17 protein-coding genes are annotated in these 17,506 nt (G+C 41.0%); 6 read left to right on the plus strand and 11 right to left on the minus strand.

Going from position 1 to position 17,506, the window contains the following annotated elements:
• Positions 1–53 precede the first annotated feature (53 nt).
• From epmA to rsmD, 5 genes are all read right to left on the minus strand, one after another.
• Complete coding sequence (gene epmA, locus KX723_RS03275) at positions 54–1,052, minus strand: elongation factor P--(R)-beta-lysine ligase (protein WP_218814650.1); 999 nt, start codon at positions 1,050–1,052, stop codon at positions 54–56.
• Positions 1,045–2,175 (minus strand): Dot/Icm type IV secretion system ATPase DotB, encoded by a 1,131-nt coding sequence (gene dotB / locus KX723_RS03280; protein ID WP_218814651.1) that lies wholly within the window; start codon positions 2,173–2,175, stop codon positions 1,045–1,047. Before dotB ends, epmA begins: the two co-directional genes overlap by 8 nt.
• A complete protein-coding gene (locus KX723_RS03285; protein ID WP_218814652.1) occupies positions 2,150–2,998 on the minus strand; it encodes a type IV secretory system conjugative DNA transfer family protein in 849 nt (282 codons plus the stop codon). The genes dotB and KX723_RS03285 overlap by 26 nt, the downstream gene beginning before the upstream one ends.
• Positions 2,985–3,473 (minus strand): type IVB secretion system lipoprotein DotD, encoded by a 489-nt coding sequence (gene dotD / locus KX723_RS03290; protein ID WP_218814653.1) that lies wholly within the window; start codon positions 3,471–3,473, stop codon positions 2,985–2,987. Before dotD ends, KX723_RS03285 begins: the two co-directional genes overlap by 14 nt.
• A gap of 70 nt (positions 3,474–3,543) precedes the next feature.
• Positions 3,544–4,116, minus strand: a complete 573-nt coding sequence (gene rsmD, locus KX723_RS03295; protein WP_218814654.1) for a 16S rRNA (guanine(966)-N(2))-methyltransferase RsmD — start codon at positions 4,114–4,116, stop codon at positions 3,544–3,546.
• Positions 4,117–4,226: 110 nt separating this feature from the next.
• Between rsmD and ftsY the strand changes: the two genes are divergently transcribed.
• The 3 genes from ftsY to KX723_RS03310 all read left to right on the plus strand — a co-directional run bounded on the left by ftsY (position 4,227) and on the right by KX723_RS03310 (position 8,110).
• Positions 4,227–5,213 (plus strand): signal recognition particle-docking protein FtsY, encoded by a 987-nt coding sequence (ftsY, locus tag KX723_RS03300; RefSeq protein ID WP_218814655.1) that lies wholly within the window; start codon positions 4,227–4,229, stop codon positions 5,211–5,213.
• A 229-nt stretch (positions 5,214–5,442) separates the two neighbouring features.
• Positions 5,443–7,815 (plus strand): hypothetical protein, encoded by a 2,373-nt coding sequence (locus KX723_RS03305; RefSeq protein WP_218814656.1) that lies wholly within the window; start codon positions 5,443–5,445, stop codon positions 7,813–7,815.
• Positions 7,816–7,924: 109 nt separating this feature from the next.
• Positions 7,925–8,110 (plus strand): rubredoxin, encoded by a 186-nt coding sequence (locus KX723_RS03310; protein WP_246562521.1) that lies wholly within the window; start codon positions 7,925–7,927, stop codon positions 8,108–8,110.
• Positions 8,111–8,153: 43 nt separating this feature from the next.
• Here KX723_RS03310 and hemJ read toward each other — a convergent pair whose 3' ends face one another.
• Entirely contained in the window at positions 8,154–8,576 is a 423-nt protein-coding gene (gene hemJ, locus KX723_RS03315; RefSeq protein ID WP_218814657.1) for a protoporphyrinogen oxidase HemJ, read from the minus strand.
• A 45-nt stretch (positions 8,577–8,621) separates the two neighbouring features.
• Between hemJ and hemF the strand changes: the two genes are divergently transcribed.
• Positions 8,622–9,536, plus strand: coding sequence for an oxygen-dependent coproporphyrinogen oxidase (gene hemF, locus KX723_RS03320; RefSeq protein ID WP_218814658.1), 915 nt, complete (start codon positions 8,622–8,624; stop codon positions 9,534–9,536).
• Here the strand turns inward: hemF and KX723_RS03325 are convergent.
• Positions 9,533–10,771 carry a tyrosine-type recombinase/integrase gene (locus KX723_RS03325; protein ID WP_218814659.1) on the minus strand — a complete coding sequence of 413 codons (1,239 nt, stop codon included), beginning with the start codon at positions 10,769–10,771 and terminating at the stop codon, positions 9,533–9,535. The genes hemF and KX723_RS03325 overlap by 4 nt on opposite strands.
• A gap of 141 nt (positions 10,772–10,912) precedes the next feature.
• Between KX723_RS03325 and KX723_RS03330 the strand changes: the two genes are divergently transcribed.
• Positions 10,913–12,568, plus strand: coding sequence for a hypothetical protein (locus KX723_RS03330; protein WP_218814660.1), 1,656 nt, complete (start codon positions 10,913–10,915; stop codon positions 12,566–12,568).
• On the opposite strand, the gene pdxT is transcribed toward KX723_RS03330, so the two are convergent.
• The 4 genes from pdxT to KX723_RS03350 all read right to left on the minus strand — a co-directional run bounded on the left by pdxT (position 12,542) and on the right by KX723_RS03350 (position 16,527).
• A complete protein-coding gene (gene pdxT / locus KX723_RS03335; RefSeq protein WP_218814661.1) occupies positions 12,542–13,120 on the minus strand; it encodes a pyridoxal 5'-phosphate synthase glutaminase subunit PdxT in 579 nt (192 codons plus the stop codon). The genes KX723_RS03330 and pdxT overlap by 27 nt on opposite strands.
• 2 nt (positions 13,121–13,122) lie before the next feature.
• Entirely contained in the window at positions 13,123–13,989 is an 867-nt protein-coding gene (gene pdxS / locus KX723_RS03340) for a pyridoxal 5'-phosphate synthase lyase subunit PdxS (RefSeq protein ID WP_218814662.1), read from the minus strand.
• A 63-nt stretch (positions 13,990–14,052) separates the two neighbouring features.
• Positions 14,053–14,871 (minus strand): YihY family inner membrane protein, encoded by an 819-nt coding sequence (locus KX723_RS03345; protein WP_218814663.1) that lies wholly within the window; start codon positions 14,869–14,871, stop codon positions 14,053–14,055.
• 255 nt (positions 14,872–15,126) lie between these two features.
• Positions 15,127–16,527 carry a DEAD/DEAH box helicase gene (locus KX723_RS03350; RefSeq protein WP_246562523.1) on the minus strand — a complete coding sequence of 467 codons (1,401 nt, stop codon included), beginning with the start codon at positions 16,525–16,527 and terminating at the stop codon, positions 15,127–15,129.
• Positions 16,528–16,770: 243 nt separating this feature from the next.
• Here KX723_RS03350 and KX723_RS03355 point away from each other — a divergent pair, with 243 nt between their 5' ends.
• The gene (locus tag KX723_RS03355) at positions 16,771–17,481 is read left to right on the plus strand and encodes a hypothetical protein (RefSeq protein ID WP_218814664.1); all 711 of its coding nucleotides are present in this window, start codon (positions 16,771–16,773) and stop codon (positions 17,479–17,481) included.
• The last annotated feature ends 25 nt before the right edge of the window (positions 17,482–17,506 follow it).

A 17,506-nucleotide genomic window follows, 5' to 3' on the forward strand; every position in this document is an offset into this window, starting at 1 on the left:
ATTGTCATTTATCTGGATTGCCGCGCGCTTCGCGCTCGCAATGACGAAATGATTTAAGCGCGCTCTATAGGAAAGCTAAGTACTTCATTTATAGCGTTCTTCCCGGTTGCTAGCATGATAAGTCGGTCTATCCCGAGTGCTACACCCGCACAATCCGGAAGACCCTGTTCTAAGGCGGCTAAGAGGCGTTCATCGATAGGCGGCAGCGGATAGCCAGCTTTTTCACGTTGTATTAAATCACTCTTAAAGCGTTGACGTTGTTCAGATGCTGAACTGAGTTCATGGAACCCATTCGCTAGTTCTAATCCTTGCACATACACTTCGAAGCGTTCAGCCAGGGCAGGTTTTCCAGGCCGTATGCGGGCTAACGCCGCTTGTGAAGCGGGAAAGTCATAAATAAAGACCGGATGTTTTGGTAATTGCGGTTCGATGCAATGTGTCATTAAGAGATTCAACCAATCATCTTTTTCTAGCGCAGCTAAATTTTCCGTACCGAGATTAAAACGATGTGCCGTTTGTTTTAATTGTTCAATCGATGCTTGATGCGGATCAATTTGCAGATAGTGCTGAAATAATTCCGCATAGCTGAAACGTTGCGCGCTGGGGCAATCGGGGATAATTTTAAGTAAGCTTTCCATTTCATCCATGAGATCATGATGGTTAAAGCCAGGTCTGTACCACTCTAACATCGTAAACTCAGGGTTATGAGTACGGCCCGATTCGCCTTGATTACGAAATGCTTTACACAGTTGATAAATAGCGCCACTGCCGGCAGCGAGTAAGCGTTTCATGGCAAATTCAGGCGAAGTTTGTAAATAAAGCGTTTGTTTTTGTTCGGGGTTTGAAAAATGATAGTCGGTTTGGAAGCTCTGTAAGTGTTTATCTGTGACGGTTGCTTGTGAAAGCAGGGGTGTTTCTACTTCTAAGACTTGCCGTTCTGCAAAAAACTGTCGAATACGGCTTAAGAGACGAGCACGTAAATGTAGCATGTTTAATGAGGCAGTCGGTTGCCAAACATCCAATGGCTGTGCGCATAGATTAGCTTCAAGCATCTTGACTGGCTCGTTCTTCGGTCATGATTAAACGTTTGTATTCGCGCTCGGGAATAAGGCCAGCATCGAATTTGCGTTTTGCATCGACGGACATCGGTTGTCCATGCTCTCTTAGTAAACGCCGTGTGGTCGCACTAATATTTTCAAGTTTAGAATCAATTAACTGATCACGTAATTTTTCATCAAAAATTAAAAATTCACGCAATGCGATGCGTTTGCCATCCTTCGTGGGAACAAGTTGTTGCCAAACGACCACGCGGATGGTTTCAATAATATCGATCATTCGACCATACGCTTCGTCAGCAGGAAAGGAATTCACTAATCGGCGTAGTGTTTCGGCCACACCGTTACTATGCAGTGTGGTGTAAACAGGGTGGCCTGTTAATGCGGCTTCTATAGCGGCACCAATGGTTTCTGGATCACGTGCTTCTCCGACTAAGATAAGTCGGGGTTTACGACGCAGGGCATTCCGTACACCCGCCGCAAACGAAGGTAAATGTCTTGGAATTTCAGATTGACTGACGATGGCGCTCGGTTTATCTATCGCATCATAGACAAATTCAATCGGTGCTTCATACGTAAGGATTTTACGGTGACTGTCTTCTTTTTCAGCCAGATCACGGATAATCGCCGCTAATAAGGTACTTTTTCCTGAACCGGTTGAACCGGTGACATAAATAATACCTTGTGAGGGCGATAAGGACTGTATCAGCGCTGGTTCTAAATTGAGTTCGGCCAGCTTGGGCGGTGTGCTGGGAATGGTTCGGAAGGTAATTTGAATCGCATCATGACCTTCGACTAAACAGCCGGTTGCATTAACACGAAAACGATAGCGTTCATTTCGATTCGGACGAAATTCGTAATGGGTATCGATATCAACACCACTTAAAATTTGTGCGCTGCCATTGGGTCCATAAATCAGGTTGAGTATTTCAGAAACTTCGGTATTCGATAGTTTACGTCGCGTTATTCTTAGCAAACGACCATAGACTTCGGCAAAAACAGGTTCGCCCGTTTGTAAGGTGATGTCAGAAGCGGAAAGTTTTTGACAATGAATCAGTAGATCAGCCAAGCAAGCCGGCGTAAAACGTACCGGTTCATTGCTGAGTTGGGCTGCTATCATTGGTAACGACCGGGTTCCATTGGCTGGCTTTAGGTTGTAATTTAGGCAATGAAGTGATTCTGAAGATCTGATCATTAATATGTAAGTCAGAATCATCACCCGTCACGCCTAGATCCGTTTGTGCTACAAAAGGCTTGCTTACCATGCCTTTCAATAAGAGCGAGCGATAAAGCAGCATGCCGGTATAGTCCCTGGTTAGACGTGCTAAGTTATCACTAAAAATTGAGTTCGCTTGGTTAATACCATCTTTCCAACCTAAGGTGGCATACGTTCGCCAAATAGCACGCTCTTCAGCGGTTTTAGGTAGAAAAGCCGGTAATGGCATGTCAGGTGCTTGATAGTCCATCCATAGGTAGTTACGCCATTGTGGTGGAGTCGTCGTAAAATGCGCTTGGCTAATAATTTGATAAACGCGATCGTTAATGCGTAAGGTTCGTGGGTCCGCCAAATTTAATGAACTATTGCCTTGAACGAGTACCGGTGGCACGACATTATGTTCAAGTAGCATTAAATTAAAGTTAAAAATATGATCAAGATAGCTGGCGTTCTTTGTTAAGAGGGTATTAACCGCTTTAGACCGCCATGCCAGTCCGGCTTGAGCACCGACACTCATCGCGACGTCTTGTAACGCTTGCGCATGTAGTTTGTTCATATCCGCTTTTTTAGCGGTTACGACGGCGGCATGTAAATCTTGTAACTGCGATAAATTATTTAGGTTCCCAACGGTCTTATAATTAGGTGCGACAGTGCTACAACCTGCTAAAGAGGCTGATAATAAAAAACTAAAAAAATAAGTAAGATGTCTAAACTTAATTTTTAGCATAGCGTAATTCTATCGTTTGGATGCCGGGGTATACGGCTATGTTGGCTTTTACACCGGCTTGTAGATCGGCATTGCGTACGATATAGGACAGGGGTGTATTTTGTGAGGAAATGGTCACTAATACGGGGATAGCCGGATGATGACCAATGACTTCGAGTTTATAATTAGCTAGTTTTGCAATACGTTCTAATAATGGCTCAATAGGACCCGACCAATCGACGGAAGCGGTGATTTTTTCTAAGCCAGATGACGTAGGGTAAGGCAATGCTTTAACCGGTGGGTTAGAAGCCTTTTCAATGGTTTTAAGGTCGTTTAGTGATTGACTGACCGAACGAGCCGCTTCAGCGAGCTGAATGGCAGCCGTGTCATTCGATTGCGGACTAATAGAAGAAGGCGTAATGGAGCTTGATAAATTTTGTGTGGTGGAACAACCCCCCAATAAACTCATCAGAAACACCGCTGTTATTTTTTTCATGATATCTTATTTTATTAGCTAAAAAACCCTATACGCCTAGCGCGCATTGAAGCAAGAAGGGTATATAAAGTCAAGTGTCTGTTCTAATCAAGGCATACTTGACTTGGCCGGCTGTTTTGCAATGGCTTATTTGCCAATTTTCAGCTAAAGAAAATTCTTCTAACGTGGCTTCTGACTCTATATAAATAGCACTTTTTTCAATTAGTAACTTTTCTTTGACTAGCCAGGTACACGCTGACTCAATGAGGTTCTTGTGGAAGGGCGGGTCAAGCAATACGATATTGAAACCAGGGTTTTGTGATTTAAACAAACGAGCGGCGTTAAAGGGGAAGTCAATATGATAGACAGCGGCCTTGTCTTCGACCGCTAATTGTTTTATCTGCGCTTTTAAATAACGGAACAAGGGTAGAGATTGCTCTATAAAGGTAACGGATTTAGCACCCCGAGAAAGGGCTTCAAAGCCTAATGCGCCGCTTCCGGCAAACAAATCTAAACAATGGGCATCGGGCAGCATCGGGCCTAACCAATTAAATAGAGTTTCTCGTATACGATTGGGTGTAGGGCGTAAATCAGCTGTGGCGGGGAAATTTAATTTTCTTCCGCGCCATTGGCCACCGATAATCCGCACTTGGCCTTTTTTCATAATTCGAAACTGAGTAATTTGCTTAATGTCATAGTTTATTGCGTTAAGCGGCTCGTGTCATTTATTATTCAGCCGAAGCTAAAATAAAGTCACAAGAAGGTGGTTAGCGTATGTTTAAATTTTTAAAAAGAAAAGAGACGCCTGAGAATCAGGCGCAACCAAAAAAGCCCGCTTTTTTTGGGCGCTTAAAAGAAAGTTTGCAGAAAACTCGCCACCAGTTGGTCGAAGGCCTTGCCAATTTGGTATTAGGTAGAAAAACCGTTGATGCCGATTTAATCGAAGAGATTGAAAATTTACTGTTGAGTTCCGATGTAGGCGCTGCTGTTACTGAAGAAATTATTGATGCCTTAAATCAGCAGTTAAAACGCAATCAGTTAGCAGATGGAAAGGCCGTTTGGGATGTATTACAACAACATTTAATGAGTTTGTTACAGGCGTGTGAGCAACCATTGCAAATAAATCCCGAACATAAACCGTTTGTGATTTTGGTTGTGGGCGTTAATGGGGTTGGGAAAACGACCACGATAGGAAAATTAGCACATTATTTTAAACAACAAGGCAAACAAGTGATGTTGGCGGCAGGCGATACCTTTCGTGCCGCGGCGACAGAACAATTGGCGGTATGGGCAGAGCGAAATCAGCTGCCGTTGATAGCGCAACACCAAGGGGCGGATAGTGCTTCGGTGATTTACGATGCTTTGCAGGCGGCTAAAGCAAGAAATATCGATGTGTTGATTGCGGATACGGCAGGTCGTTTACATACCAAAGATAACTTAATGCAAGAATTGCATAAGGTAAAGAAAGTATTAGCGAAGTTAGATGCAACAGCGCCACATGAAACATTATTAGTGCTGGATGCTAGCATTGGACAAAACTCCTTAGTACAAGCTGAGGTTTTTCATAAGGCCATTCAATTGACCGGCGTCGTACTGACTAAACTGGATGGTTCTGCAAAAGGCGGCGTGATTTTTTCAATTGCTAAGAAACTTAAGCTACCGATTCGTTTTACCGGTGTAGGTGAAGGTGTCGAGGATTTACAACCCTTTTCATCTGAAGAATTTATTAATGCGTTGTTTGATATTAACAAAGTAGCTTAATAAACATTATTTCTATTTCTTGTGTTACAATCCGCGCCCGAAATAAGAAACGCAATCGTTTTCTTGTTTCGTTCAATATAATAAATAAAAAGGAGCTTTTGCTAAAAAAAGCTGAATGATTGAAGGATATCTTTTCTAATCCTCGCATGATCTGGCGACTGCTGACTTTTATTTATTTTTAATTTCCTATAGTTAATTATTTAACTTTTATTAAAGGCAGGGATTTTCTGTGTCAAAAAAAGAAGTGATTCGAAAAAAACGTTTTCTTTTGGATGATAAAGAGGACTTGAAAGATAAATGGGCTAGCAATAAAGGCGAGCTTTTGACGTTGACTTACGATTATTCGACTCTCATCTCAGAAGATTTAGAATATAAAGAGTTTATTGAAGTAGCGGTAGAAAATTTTAATCGCTTAGGTTTGGCACGTTTGGTTTATCAGCCGGTTGAAATGGGCGTGTATCTAGAAAATTGCGCTATAGATAGAGACTATTTAAAATTTAAACATAGAAACCATATTGTTTTTAACTATTATAAACCTAGGAATGCTCAAGATAAAATAGGATGTAAGGTTAATTTTAATCATTTTTATAATGCTGAATTTTCTGGTTTTTATACGGCATTTGCGCCTGACAATAACACTACGCTGCCGCCTTTTGCAGAGATAGCGTGTAATCAACAGTATAGAAAATTTTCACGAATATTTTTGGGGTTGATTCAGCATGAATTCAACCATTTATTTGGTGTTAAGCATGCGCATACTATTGACAATACCAATGGAATATTTCCGACTAGGAAACCTAAGCCGGCTGATATATTCAATCCCGGACGGGGAATGCCACCGTTAACAACACTTCTGGACGTTTATAATTATGGTAACTATCCGGTAGACAATTATACCTTAATTTCACCTTTTTCAATTCAACACTACCCTGTCGATGCCTATAAAGAATACCGTATTCTAAATAGAACGCGTATTAGTGAGTTATTGGATAGCTATAAAGTTAGCGAAGAGATAAAACATAATTATTTCTACTTATTAGATAAGTATGCAGGAAAATATTTTGTTTATACCTATCAAGATTTGCTTGCGTTGGCGACTGCTATTTATCATATAGCACCCGATAGTTTAGTAGGTAATCATTTTAACTTTCCAAATTACTATTTTGTTGATGGGATGTACCTAGCAAAAGAAGATAAATTAAAGTTTATAAAGATGATAAATACACTGAAGCATGTTGAAAATTTTAATTATCCTCTTTTGCAGCAAGAAAATGTGACCTTAATGATTAAAAAAGATGAGCTTTTTTCTAAGAATCTTACGGATGCATTAAAAATCGTTAATTTGAATAATTACCCTTTGAGTTGCTCTTTACAAAAACACAAAGTTCCTAATTTGGTTGAACGCTTAAGTGTAGATTATGATTGTTTTATTCATGGTGTATTAGAGTTAGTGGGCGAATATGAGGTTCCGGTTATTTTTAGCCAGCATACAAATAAATGGGTGTATAGTCTTAGATTGTTAGTGGAAGATATAAAAGTTAAAAATAGAGTGCTGCTAGGAAAAAGCCACGCTGTTTATCTTATGGAAGAAGGACTAGAAGATTTTTATATCGATTTAGTAGACACGTGTCAGGCGGTTGCCTATCCCATTGAAAAAAGATTAAGTTGCGGCTGGGTTAATAGTACGTTGGAAAGCTATATACCGGTTCAACATTGTATGTTTTTAGTTGAAGATACGACGGAGCGTAATCTAAGTTTTGTTTTTTTGAATGGAGAAGCGAATAAAACCTGTCTTGTTTCTTTTTTATTGGATGTCAACGCTAGTTTAGCTAATCTTTCAGGTCGCAAGGTTTCTAGAGAAGTGCCTTTTTTAGCACAGCGGCAAACTAAACACGCAAAGCCGTCATCTAGCTTGGGTATGCAAGTTAATTATTGTATAACAATCCCTTTTGCTCAGGGTGTTTTAGAAGGAGCAGTTGATAGTACGTCGTTACATGCTTATGTAAAATCGGGGCTAAAAGTATTGCCACGAGTCGCTTTATGGTATTTGGATTATTTTGAACTTTTGAATTTCTCCTTAATAGCCGGTGCTTCTTTTTTGGAGGGGACTATAAAAAATAGTTTAAAAAATAAAGCCACTGTACCTGCAGAAAAATTTATCTCGCTGATGCTTTTTTTGAGTATCACCGAATTAGAATATGGTTTTTCTAATCTATGGACATTGACGGGGCAGCCACAATTCTTGCCTGAATTAACGGATAAATTCAACCAATTATTTCTGCAATGGTATTTTTTACCGATGATGAAAACATTGGGTTACATGCTAACGGTCAATCTAATTAACCTCTGTTTACCCTCGACGCCTAGCGTCCAAGAAAATAAAGTTAAATCGGTGGCACCGTTATTGCACCATGAAAACGAAGTTGTTTCAGAAAAATCGATTCCCACGAAATCTTCTTTTGTGGCCGCGATGCAAGATGCTTACCAGACGGTATTTTCTAGAAAAACATTCAAGCTGTTTGCTTTTTTTAAGGTAAATCCACAACAAGCGCAGGAGGTTTCAAATTCGGATGAGCTTTCTATAGGCTTAAGGCAAGCATAAAAATTTTGCTAAAACGAATGAATTTCTTTATATTCTAAGCCGGTGGGTACTAAATAGAGTACTCAGTGGTTATTGCTTTAGCGTAGCGCTATTTAAAAAGAGTTGAAAAATGCAAGAAAATGCTCAAGTATTTAGAAAGTACATGTGTTTACTATGCGGGTGGGTTTACGATGAGGAAAAAGGAGACGAAGACGAAGGGCTTGCTCCAGGAACCCGTTGGGAAGATATTCCACTGACATGGCGTTGTCCTGAATGTGGGGCGATGAAAGAAGACTTTGAAATGGTCGAGCTTTAATTCAATAAAATTTGGGATCCTGCCCTTCATAGGGGCAGGGTGTCTAAAAAGGTCTTATTTCGGCAACAAGGATGATAGTAATCAGCATTAACGTCGGAAACTCATTAAAAAATCGATAAAATAGACTAGAGCGCTTGTTTTTATCGTGTTTAAAATCCCGGCATACTTTTCCACAATAAACATGAAAAATAATCAGTAGCAGCACGCAAAATAGTTTTGCTTGCATCCATCGGGCGTGTAAATAATACGCAGGTGAATAAGTGATTAACCAGACCCCTAGTAGCACGGTTATTAAAGCCGCTGGGAGCATGATAAAATAATAGAGTCTACGCTCCATTATTTTAAAGCGCGCTATGCTGGTAGCGTCATTGGCTTGCGCATGATAGACAAACAAGCGTGGCAGATAGAATAGGCCGGCAAACCAGGCGACCATGGCAATGATATGGAAAGCTTTAATCCAGGCCATTCGTTATTATTTCTCCGCGTGACTTTAATAAGCAGAATATAAAAAATGAATTATGACCTAATAATCCCAACGATCAAAGATTATTTATTACAGTTACAAGCAAAAATTTGTTTAAGCTTAGAAACGGAAGATAGCAAAGAGACATTTATCGCTGATGATTGGTTGCGCGAAGAAGGCGGAGGTGGAAAGACCTGCGTTTTGTCGGAAGGTACTGTGATTGAACGAGGCGCGGTTAACTTTTCGCATATTTCGGGTGCTAACTTACCGCCCAGTGCCACGGCACGACATCCCCAATTTAATGCCACCCCTTTCCAAGCTTTGGGTCTTTCTTTAGTCATTCACCCACGAAATCCCTATGTGCCCGCTGTGCATATGAATTTACGTTTTATTACGCTCAAGCGAAGTCCTAAGGAAGCGCCCGTTTGGTGGTTTGGTGGCGGCTTTGATTTAACGCCGTATTATCCTGTTCTAGAAGATTGCCAACACTGGCATCAAGTGGCTAAAGCTGCCTGTGATCCTTTTGGCGAAGAGGTTTATCCGCAATATAAAAAAAATTGTGATGAGTATTTTTATTTAAAACATCGAAAAGAGTCGCGTGGTGTAGGCGGTCTTTTTTTTGATGATTTAAATCACTGGGATTTTCAGACCTGTTTTCAGTTTATGCAAAGCATAGGCGATCATTTTTTAAAGGCGTATTTACCGATTATGCAGCGGCATAAAGACAAGCCGTATGCTGAACGAGAACGACAGTTTCAAGCCTACCGGCGCAGTCGATACGTAGAGTTTAATCTGATTTATGATCGCGGTACCTTATTTGGTTTGCAAAGTGGTGGGCGTGTAGAATCTATTTTGATCTCTATGCCGCCGGTTGCGAATTGGAAATACAATTGGCAACCCGAAGCAGGTTCTGTGGAATCAACACTAACCGAACAGTTTTTAGTGCCTAGAGATTGGGTTTAAGCCAAGGGATCTAATTTTTTCTTTTTTGCAGAAGCATGTCGGGCGCGCATTTCTACATCGATGTATTTGTCGGTAACAGCGCTGGAACTATGACCCGCATCGTCGCGAACGTGTTCGCGAGGCCGGTGTTTTACATCTTCTGAAATACCGGTATGTCGTAACCAATGTACCGTCGCGGTTTTTAACTCTATGGCTTCTTCTTTTAAGCCATCTTCGACCATACGCTCGAAGGCGGCATCAAAACAGCTTTGTACAATGCTACGAATTTGACGCGTACTGCCAAGCGGCGCATTGCTACCCGATTTACTAATTAAAGGTGTTTTTTCGCCACGACTGGGGAGTGCCGATAACCCTAAGTATTGGCGATAGCGCTTTAGCGCTTTGAGCATATCATCGCTCACACTGATTAAGCGTTCTTTATTACCTTTACCGACTGTCATAAACCACCAATTGCCATCGTTATCTTTTTGGAAATGACCCATCTGTGGCTCCCAACGCGTGGAGGCCGCTAATTCAGAAACACGTAAGTACATGCCGTAAAGCGCTTTCATAATAAATAAACTGCGTTCGTGTTGCAGCGGTGTTTGTTGCGCCAGTATTTCTACTGTTTCAATGACATAAGACCACTGCAATTCACTGAGGCGGCGAATAATCATTTTTGTTGTTTGTTGACGAATAAATTTACTTTTTTGTCGAATTTGAGCAACGGGATTGAAGCCTATGTAGTCTTCTTGGATGAGATAATTATAAAAACTACCGCAGATGGCAAAAATGGCCTGCAAACTCTTTTGCGATAAAATAAATTTCTTTATTTCGGGCACAGTGCCTTCACGGCTGGCTAATTTGCTGACCGTAGCGACAAAGGGTTTCCACTCAGGATGTGGTTTTCGAGTGCCTTCCTGTTCAATATAGCGGGCGACTGTTTTTGTGCCTATCCAATGTTTGGGCGGCTTTTGGCAAAAGCTAACAAATGTCTCAAAGTCATCGCGGCGAATTTCTTTGATGGATTTATTGGCGACAAACCAACTCCATTGCAGCAATCGTTCAACCTCACGCCTATAAGCGTTAAACGTGGCATCACTGCCGCGATAGCTATATAGAAACTGCAGTGCTTGCTGATAATCGCCTTTTGCAAAAGGAAGTTTCTGTGTTTGGTGGCTAAGATATTGCTGAGCTTGTTTAGGATCAGAAAAGACTAAATTATCAAAAAGCGGGATGGGAGAGCCTAAAGTCATAATAGCTTAACCTACAAAATAAAAACCTTATTAGTGTAGCAAGTTTTTATTGAAAAAATTATTTATGTTTTTAAGTTTTCGTTAATGATTTAAAATAAATATTCGATATAATGCAGCGTCATTCTATGACGGGCTGAACGAATGATGATAAGAAGCCGCATTTTGTATTTTTGGCACTTATCGCTCAAATATCTGGAGCGCCGTCGTGTGGCGCTAGAAAAAACACTAGAGCATATCACTTCTTCTGAATTTTGGCGTCTTTTTGCCTTGGTAGGGAAGCGCCTCATCAGTATTGCCAAGATTTTCTCCAAGCTTCCTTTTCTATTTACGCCGCTGCTCTATGCCTTACATTTTCTACGTGCGAGTTTAAGGGTAATAAATTATTTTCGTCATACAAAAAATAAAAATTTAGGTGAAACACGTAAGCTTTTATTTTCTGCTTTTAAAATGACAATGGCGATTGCTGTTTTTGTTTTATGTTTTGTTATGCCAGTGCCGACCGTTCTTTTGACATCATTTCTTCTGTATAGTGTTTTAAAAATGGTGGATAGCGCAGGCGTCTTGGTTTTTAGTATCGTAGCGCATTTTAAAATTGATAAAAGGTTACCAGAAAACCAATGGCGACGTGCGCAGTATTGGGATAATACCAAGAAACATATGAGTATATTAGCGCCAGGCATTGCAATGACGCTAATGACAAGCATTATTTTAGCCGGCGGGGTAGCGGGTATCGTGTGGACGAGCCCGGTTATTCTACTCACGCTAGCCGTTGCGAGTGTTGTCACGCTCACATCACTTGGATATTTTTTGGGTCTTATTTATACACGCTATAAGAGCAAAATAGCCGATGAAAAGACAGCGTATGATGAGAGTAGTAAAAACTTTGCGAAAGTTTTTGCATTTTGGTCAGTTTGTTGCTTGCTGGTCGGTGTTAGTTGTGCGCTTCCAACCGTGCCGGCATTAGGGCTTATACCTGCTTTTCTGGTTTTATTTTATTTATACGACGCAGTCAATTCATCTTATTATTATTTTAAAACAAAATCAGATCGCCCTAAATTGCCTGATAACTTAGTCACAAGCAATCCTTTAGAGGGCCATACCTTAAGCTGTTATTATGCGAGTAAAAACCCTTTATTTTCTTTAAAGAAAAATACAGTGGTGGATGTAAACAATAAGGCATTGAGCCATCCTGCATCTCATCGCGTAGAAAGCAATCATGTTGCACTTATAAAGGAGACATTAGTTTACGCCCACGAATTAAAAAATAAACTTCATCACTTAGAAAAGGAAAATAGATTAGGGCTGTTTATAGAAAAATCAAAAATAGAAATAAAAATAAAATATATAATATATGGGCTAGCTAAAACCTTAAAGAATGAAGAGAATGATAGTGACTATTTAATAGCACTGTTAATACAAGTGAAAAAAGCGTTTGCTCGGGATGCCGATCAATTGGCCGCTAAGCCATTAAATTTAAATACGATGCAAAATATAAATAATGTGAATGGCTTTAAAAAAGAGTTAGATGAATTAATCCAATATAAGCAGGATTGCGATGGATCAATCTCTAAACCTAATAGTTTATTAATAGATTTGTTTTGTGCTTATACGGATTCAAAAAGTTTGAATCAAGATGAACAGCCACCCGCGCCTTTTCACCAGTCTTTTTTCCGTAGTACAGGCCGAGCGACTTTATTTTGGCAAGCGTTTGAATATTGCCAAAAGACACAACAGGCCGAGAAAGCAGAGAAAAAAGAACAAGAATCAGAATCAGCCAATCGCTGTCTCCTGAGTTAAGACTTGCTGTATAAAATAGCGATGTAAGGTACTGTCGCGGCTTAATTCAGGATGAAACGTAGCCGCAATGCAATTACCTTCTTGAGCAGCCATGGGCTGATGGTCGTGAGAAACTAATACACTAACTGTTTTTTTATCAATTGCCGTAATTTTTGGTGCGCGTATAAACAGCATTTCGATGTCGCTTTGTGTTGCTAAGTAAGTGCCTGTTGCAATGTGACTAGATAGTTGTCGTCCATAGGCATTTCTTTCTATAGTTATATTGATGCGATTGAGGGTTGCTTGCGCAGGCGAACATACCTTTTTTGCCAGTAAAATAGCGCCCGCGCAGGTGCCTAAGATAGGTTTTTTATAGGCTATTAATGCGTCCCATAAATTATTTTCTGATAATAGTTTGATAAAAACAGCGCTTTCGCCACCCGGTATAATTAAAGCATCGCTATGCTTAAGTTCATTCGGGTGGCGTACATAAGAATAGCCAACGTTGAGTTTTTTTAAACACGCTGCATGTGCTTGATAGCCACCTTGTAAGGCTAAAATACCGATATTCATACTTAAGCAGGGCAGGTTTCTAATACTTGAAAACCCGACATGGCTTCTAATAAATCCATAGAAACATCGCGTAGAACATCCGGATCATCAAAATGGGTTGTTGCCATAACAATGGCTTTGGCGCGTTTTTCAGGATCGGCCGATTTAAAAATGCCTGAGCCTACGAACACACTTTCTGCGCCTAATTGACGCAATAATGCCGCATCAGCCGGTGTCGCAACACCGCCAGCCGAAAAATGTGGAACGGGTAATTTTCCATTTTCCGCTACCCATTGTACTAATTCTAAGGGCGCGCCTAAATTTTTTGCTCTAGAAAACAGTTCTTCTTTTTTTAAAACTGAAAGTTGTTTGATCTCACTGCTAATCGCACGCATATGTCTGACGGCTTCAAGGATATTACCCGAACCGGCTTCGCCTTTGGTGCGTATCATGGCGGCACCTTCTGCAATACGTCGTAACGCTTCACCGAGGTTACGGCATCCACAAACAAAAGGAATTTCAAAATTCTGTTTATCGATATGGCATTCATCATCGGCGATGGTTAATACTTCACTTTCATCAATAAAATCAACCTGAAGTGCTTGTAGAATTTGTGCTTCAACAAAATGACCAATACGTACTTTAGCCATCACGGGGATAGAAACAGCGGCCATAATGTCGCTGATGATTTGTGGTGATGCCATGCGTGCAATGCCGCCCATTTTACGAATATCAGCAGGAACACGTTCTAAAGCCATTACGGCACAGGCGCCGGCTTTTTCGGCAATGCGAGCTTGTTCTGCCGTGGTAACATCCATGATCACGCCACCTTTTAGCATTTCGGCAAGACCTATTTTTACGCGGTATTGAGGATTGTCAAAAAAATTCATGCGTGCTATCTCCGTCAGGAAAATTTTTTATTGGTGGCGTATTGTATAACAGTTTCTATGAATTTAAGTACGAAGAGTTTGTGCGGTTAAAGAATAACTAATAACAGCACCTAATAAAGTAATGACCCAACAGATATAAATCCATACTAAAAAAAGTGGAAAGGCCGATAGCGTGCCATAAATGATTTTGTAGGTGGAGAAATAATGCAGGTAAAGGCTAAACGTATATTTAGCGCCTTCAAACAAGCAGGTAGCAATCAGTGCGCCGATCAATCCATAACGAAAAGGTACTTTGCAATGTGGTACCAGTGTATATAAAAAAGTAAATGCAAAAATACTTAGAAAGAAAGGTAGCCATAATAAAAAGGATTTGCTAATCAAACTCGATTTCAAGAACGGCAAGGGTGCAAGATGCGAAGATAAGAACAGTGCAAACCCAATCAGAATAGGAATGAAGAGTAGTGCGGTCCAGTAAAGTAAGGCGGTTAATGTCCAGTGTCGCCGTTTATCAGTTTTCCAGATGCTATTTAAGGTTTGTTCGAGTGTAAACATCATCATCGTCGCGGTAATGATCAAGAAGATTAAACTGATCAAGGATAATTGACCGGCTTGTGCGACAAAGTTATTTAGATAAACTTGAATACTTTTCCCTGTGCCAGAACTGGCTAAAAAGTTGGTAAAAATAAAATCTTGGATTTGGTGGCTAAGGTTTTTGAATCGGTGAAATTTGGCTAAAATACTGAAACCTAAAGTCATTAAGGGGATTAATGACAACAACGTGGTGAAACTCAACGCGGCGGCACGATAACTGCAACCGGTATCATTAAACTGTTGTAGGCTATGATGAATGAACTTTGAAGCGACTACGAATTTTTGTTTCATAGAGGAGTTCTTGATGAGCAATATAATAGAGAGTCTGTACCCTCTATATTATAGGAATGCTAGACTCTTCGCACTTGAATTTTTGGCGGCGTTCCCGCTTAACTCGCCATCCTCATGTATGTTGAATACACTGCGGCGGCTTCGTTTTCGCGGCGCCTTGCCACAAACCCCATTGCTATGAGTCTATCAAGATTGCTAAAGAGAAAGGCAGAAGGGCCTTTCTCGCTTTAGGTACGAATACTATCTATCGCCACTTCATTTTCGGCCAGCACTACTCTTAAATTTAGAATAGAAAGGCTTTTTGCTTTTTTTGAAAGCCGTGCTCTGTGAGCCGCTTTCGGGGCCTCTATTCGATTTAGGTGCGCCACTGAATTTTTTTCTAGCATCATGATGTGCGCCGCCACGTGGTGCATGCATATTTCGTCTTGGTCGTTCATCATCATCCATGGTGATGAGTGCGGTGTTGCTATTGGCGGTTGCCTTATAATCAAAGTCAGGAATGATGCATTTTTCTAATACTTGATTGAGCTTGCGTTCAATCGAACGTATTTGATGTCGGTCACTGTTAGTAATCAACGTAAAAGCCGCACCTAGTTTACTGGCACGACCGGTACGACCGATACGGTGCGTATAAGCTTCGGTGGTAGCAGGCATATCAAAATTGATAACGTGAGATACGTTTTGAACATCGATGCCGCGCGCCGCAATATCCGTAGCCACTAAAAACTTTAATTTCCCGGTACGGAATCGATCCAGTGCCATTTGGCGTCTGCTTTGCGATAGATTGCCTTGAAAAGACGTTGCGCTATAGCCCAATGATTCAAGATGCTCAGCTAATCGTTTTGCACGGTGTTTGGTACGTGTAAAAATGAGCACGGATTCTGTGTCATGGGTTTGTATGATTTTTACCAATAATTCTGTTTTAAGCGTTTCATTCACCGGATACAGCTTCTGTGTCACGGTGGTAGCCGGCACTAACTCCCCAATTTGTACAGGGACAGGATTGCTTAAGATTTCTTCCGCCAAGCTGCGTATCGCTTTTGGCATGGTGGCTGAGAAAAGTAAGCTTTGGCGTTGTTTAGGCAAATACGTAAGAATTTTACGAATGGTGGGAAAAAATCCGAAATCAAACATTTGATCGGCTTCATCGAGCACCAGTGTATGTACTTGGCTTAAATCAATGTTTCTTCGATTGATATGGTCCAGTAGGCGTCCGGGGCAAGCAATAGCAATATCAACACCCCGACGCAGGGTTTGGAATTGCTTCATGATATTGACACCACCATATAAGGTGACGCTGCGTAAGCCGGTTTCTTTGCCTAGCAGTCTAATTGCATCATGGATTTGCTCGGCAAGCTCACGGGTAGGAACGATGATCAGAGCGCGTAGCCGTCCTCTAGGTCCATCCATTAGCTTATGTAATAGGGGGAGGGTAAAGGCAGCGGTTTTTCCGGTTCCGGTTTGTGCCAAGCCGATGACATCCTTGCCCTGTAGGACAAGAGGTATGGCTTGTGCTTGAATAGGCGTTGGGTCCTTATAACCTAAGGCTTCTACACCTAATAAAATACGGGGGTCTAACTTAAATTTGCTGAAATTCACTAAAGTATCCTGGCTAATAAATGAGCCAAGTAAGTCTTTAGCTCTAAAAGCGGTCATTCTATCAGGCTTATTGAGCAAATGATACACAAATAGAGCCTGAATGAAGGATGGGGCCTGACCCTTCTAAAGGGTTTTTTTGGGGTTTTCAGACGATTTTGTCGTCTTTCTTATAAAGGATAGACTGCTTTGGCAATAAAGGCGTTACGCCATGACAGGATTGGTCATATTACCTATAGATTTCGGTCTTTATTGTCTTCAATACGGATGTCAGAATGTAGCTTATTCATAAGGAGCGTGTTTATGGAAAACAATACTCATTTTGCTAGTGAACAAGCATCTTTCCTCCCTGAATTACTAGGCATTGAAATGGTAAGCGGGGGAGATAAGGCAGAGATGGTGATTAATAGGGATTCATTGTCCGCACATTGCCAATACGCGTTAGTTGAAGCAACGGTTAATACGTTTAACGTTTTGGAAGAAGTAGGGTGCTGTGAAGAGCAACAGGAAGCCTTAGAACAGGCGTTTAGAACATACATAACCACCACTAAAAAGCCTATAGATTTTGACTCAGTTTGGAAGCGGCTACTGGTTGCTTCTTTCAGTACGTTGGTTTGCTTTATGGTTGGCTGGGCAGGAATGCGATATGCGATACGAACAGGATCAGAGCCTGCTGTTGTGGGCAACATAATAGCGGCAGGTCTAATTGCAGCAGGAGCGGGCCTATTAACCGTTAGGGGCCTTGTTGGTTTAACGCTATGCTTAGGTAATAGGGGTATGAACACGGCAAAAAGTGAAAAACGCTTAAAAGATTTACTTCAGGAAATAAAGCCCATGCTAGAACAAGAAGTAGAATATGAGGTCCAAGCATCATTGGCGGCTAACGATGACAAACATGCAGTAAGCAGTGAAGATTATTCCGAAAGTTCTTCAGGATCTTTTTTTTCTGCTACAAAACCAAAGGTAAAAGAAAATGAAACAGTACCGCAAACGCTTTCGTCTTCTGCTCCCTAAGATAAAAGAACACATGCCATTTATT

Source organism: Rickettsiella endosymbiont of Dermanyssus gallinae, from assembly GCF_019285595.1.
Taxonomy (GTDB): Bacteria; Pseudomonadota; Gammaproteobacteria; order Diplorickettsiales; family Diplorickettsiaceae; genus Rickettsiella_B.

What these genes read in the sequence shown, in the direction of transcription:
- KX723_RS03355 (WP_218814664.1), top strand. Translation starts at nt 16,771, where the DNA reads ATGGAAAACAATACTCATTTTGCTAGTGAACAAGCATCTTTCCTCCCT.
- KX723_RS03345 (WP_218814663.1), bottom strand. Translation starts at nt 14,871, where the DNA reads ATGAAACAAAAATTCGTAGTCGCTTCAAAGTTCATTCATCATAGCCTA.
- hemJ (WP_218814657.1), bottom strand. Translation starts at nt 8,576, where the DNA reads ATGGCCTGGATTAAAGCTTTCCATATCATTGCCATGGTCGCCTGGTTT.
- rsmD (WP_218814654.1), bottom strand. Translation starts at nt 4,116, where the DNA reads ATGAAAAAAGGCCAAGTGCGGATTATCGGTGGCCAATGGCGCGGAAGA.
- pdxT (WP_218814661.1), bottom strand. Translation starts at nt 13,120, where the DNA reads ATGAATATCGGTATTTTAGCCTTACAAGGTGGCTATCAAGCACATGCA.
- dotD (WP_218814653.1), bottom strand. Translation starts at nt 3,473, where the DNA reads ATGAAAAAAATAACAGCGGTGTTTCTGATGAGTTTATTGGGGGGTTGT.
- epmA (WP_218814650.1), bottom strand. Translation starts at nt 1,052, where the DNA reads ATGCTTGAAGCTAATCTATGCGCACAGCCATTGGATGTTTGGCAACCG.
- KX723_RS03285 (WP_218814652.1), bottom strand. Translation starts at nt 2,998, where the DNA reads ATGCTAAAAATTAAGTTTAGACATCTTACTTATTTTTTTAGTTTTTTA.
- dotB (WP_218814651.1), bottom strand. Translation starts at nt 2,175, where the DNA reads ATGATAGCAGCCCAACTCAGCAATGAACCGGTACGTTTTACGCCGGCT.
- KX723_RS03325 (WP_218814659.1), bottom strand. Translation starts at nt 10,771, where the DNA reads ATGACTTTAGGCTCTCCCATCCCGCTTTTTGATAATTTAGTCTTTTCT.
- KX723_RS03350 (WP_246562523.1), bottom strand. Translation starts at nt 16,527, where the DNA reads ATGACCGCTTTTAGAGCTAAAGACTTACTTGGCTCATTTATTAGCCAG.
- KX723_RS03330 (WP_218814660.1), top strand. Translation starts at nt 10,913, where the DNA reads ATGATGATAAGAAGCCGCATTTTGTATTTTTGGCACTTATCGCTCAAA.
- pdxS (WP_218814662.1), bottom strand. Translation starts at nt 13,989, where the DNA reads ATGAATTTTTTTGACAATCCTCAATACCGCGTAAAAATAGGTCTTGCC.
- hemF (WP_218814658.1), top strand. Translation starts at nt 8,622, where the DNA reads ATGAATTATGACCTAATAATCCCAACGATCAAAGATTATTTATTACAG.
- ftsY (WP_218814655.1), top strand. Translation starts at nt 4,227, where the DNA reads ATGTTTAAATTTTTAAAAAGAAAAGAGACGCCTGAGAATCAGGCGCAA.
- KX723_RS03310 (WP_246562521.1), top strand. Translation starts at nt 7,925, where the DNA reads ATGCAAGAAAATGCTCAAGTATTTAGAAAGTACATGTGTTTACTATGC.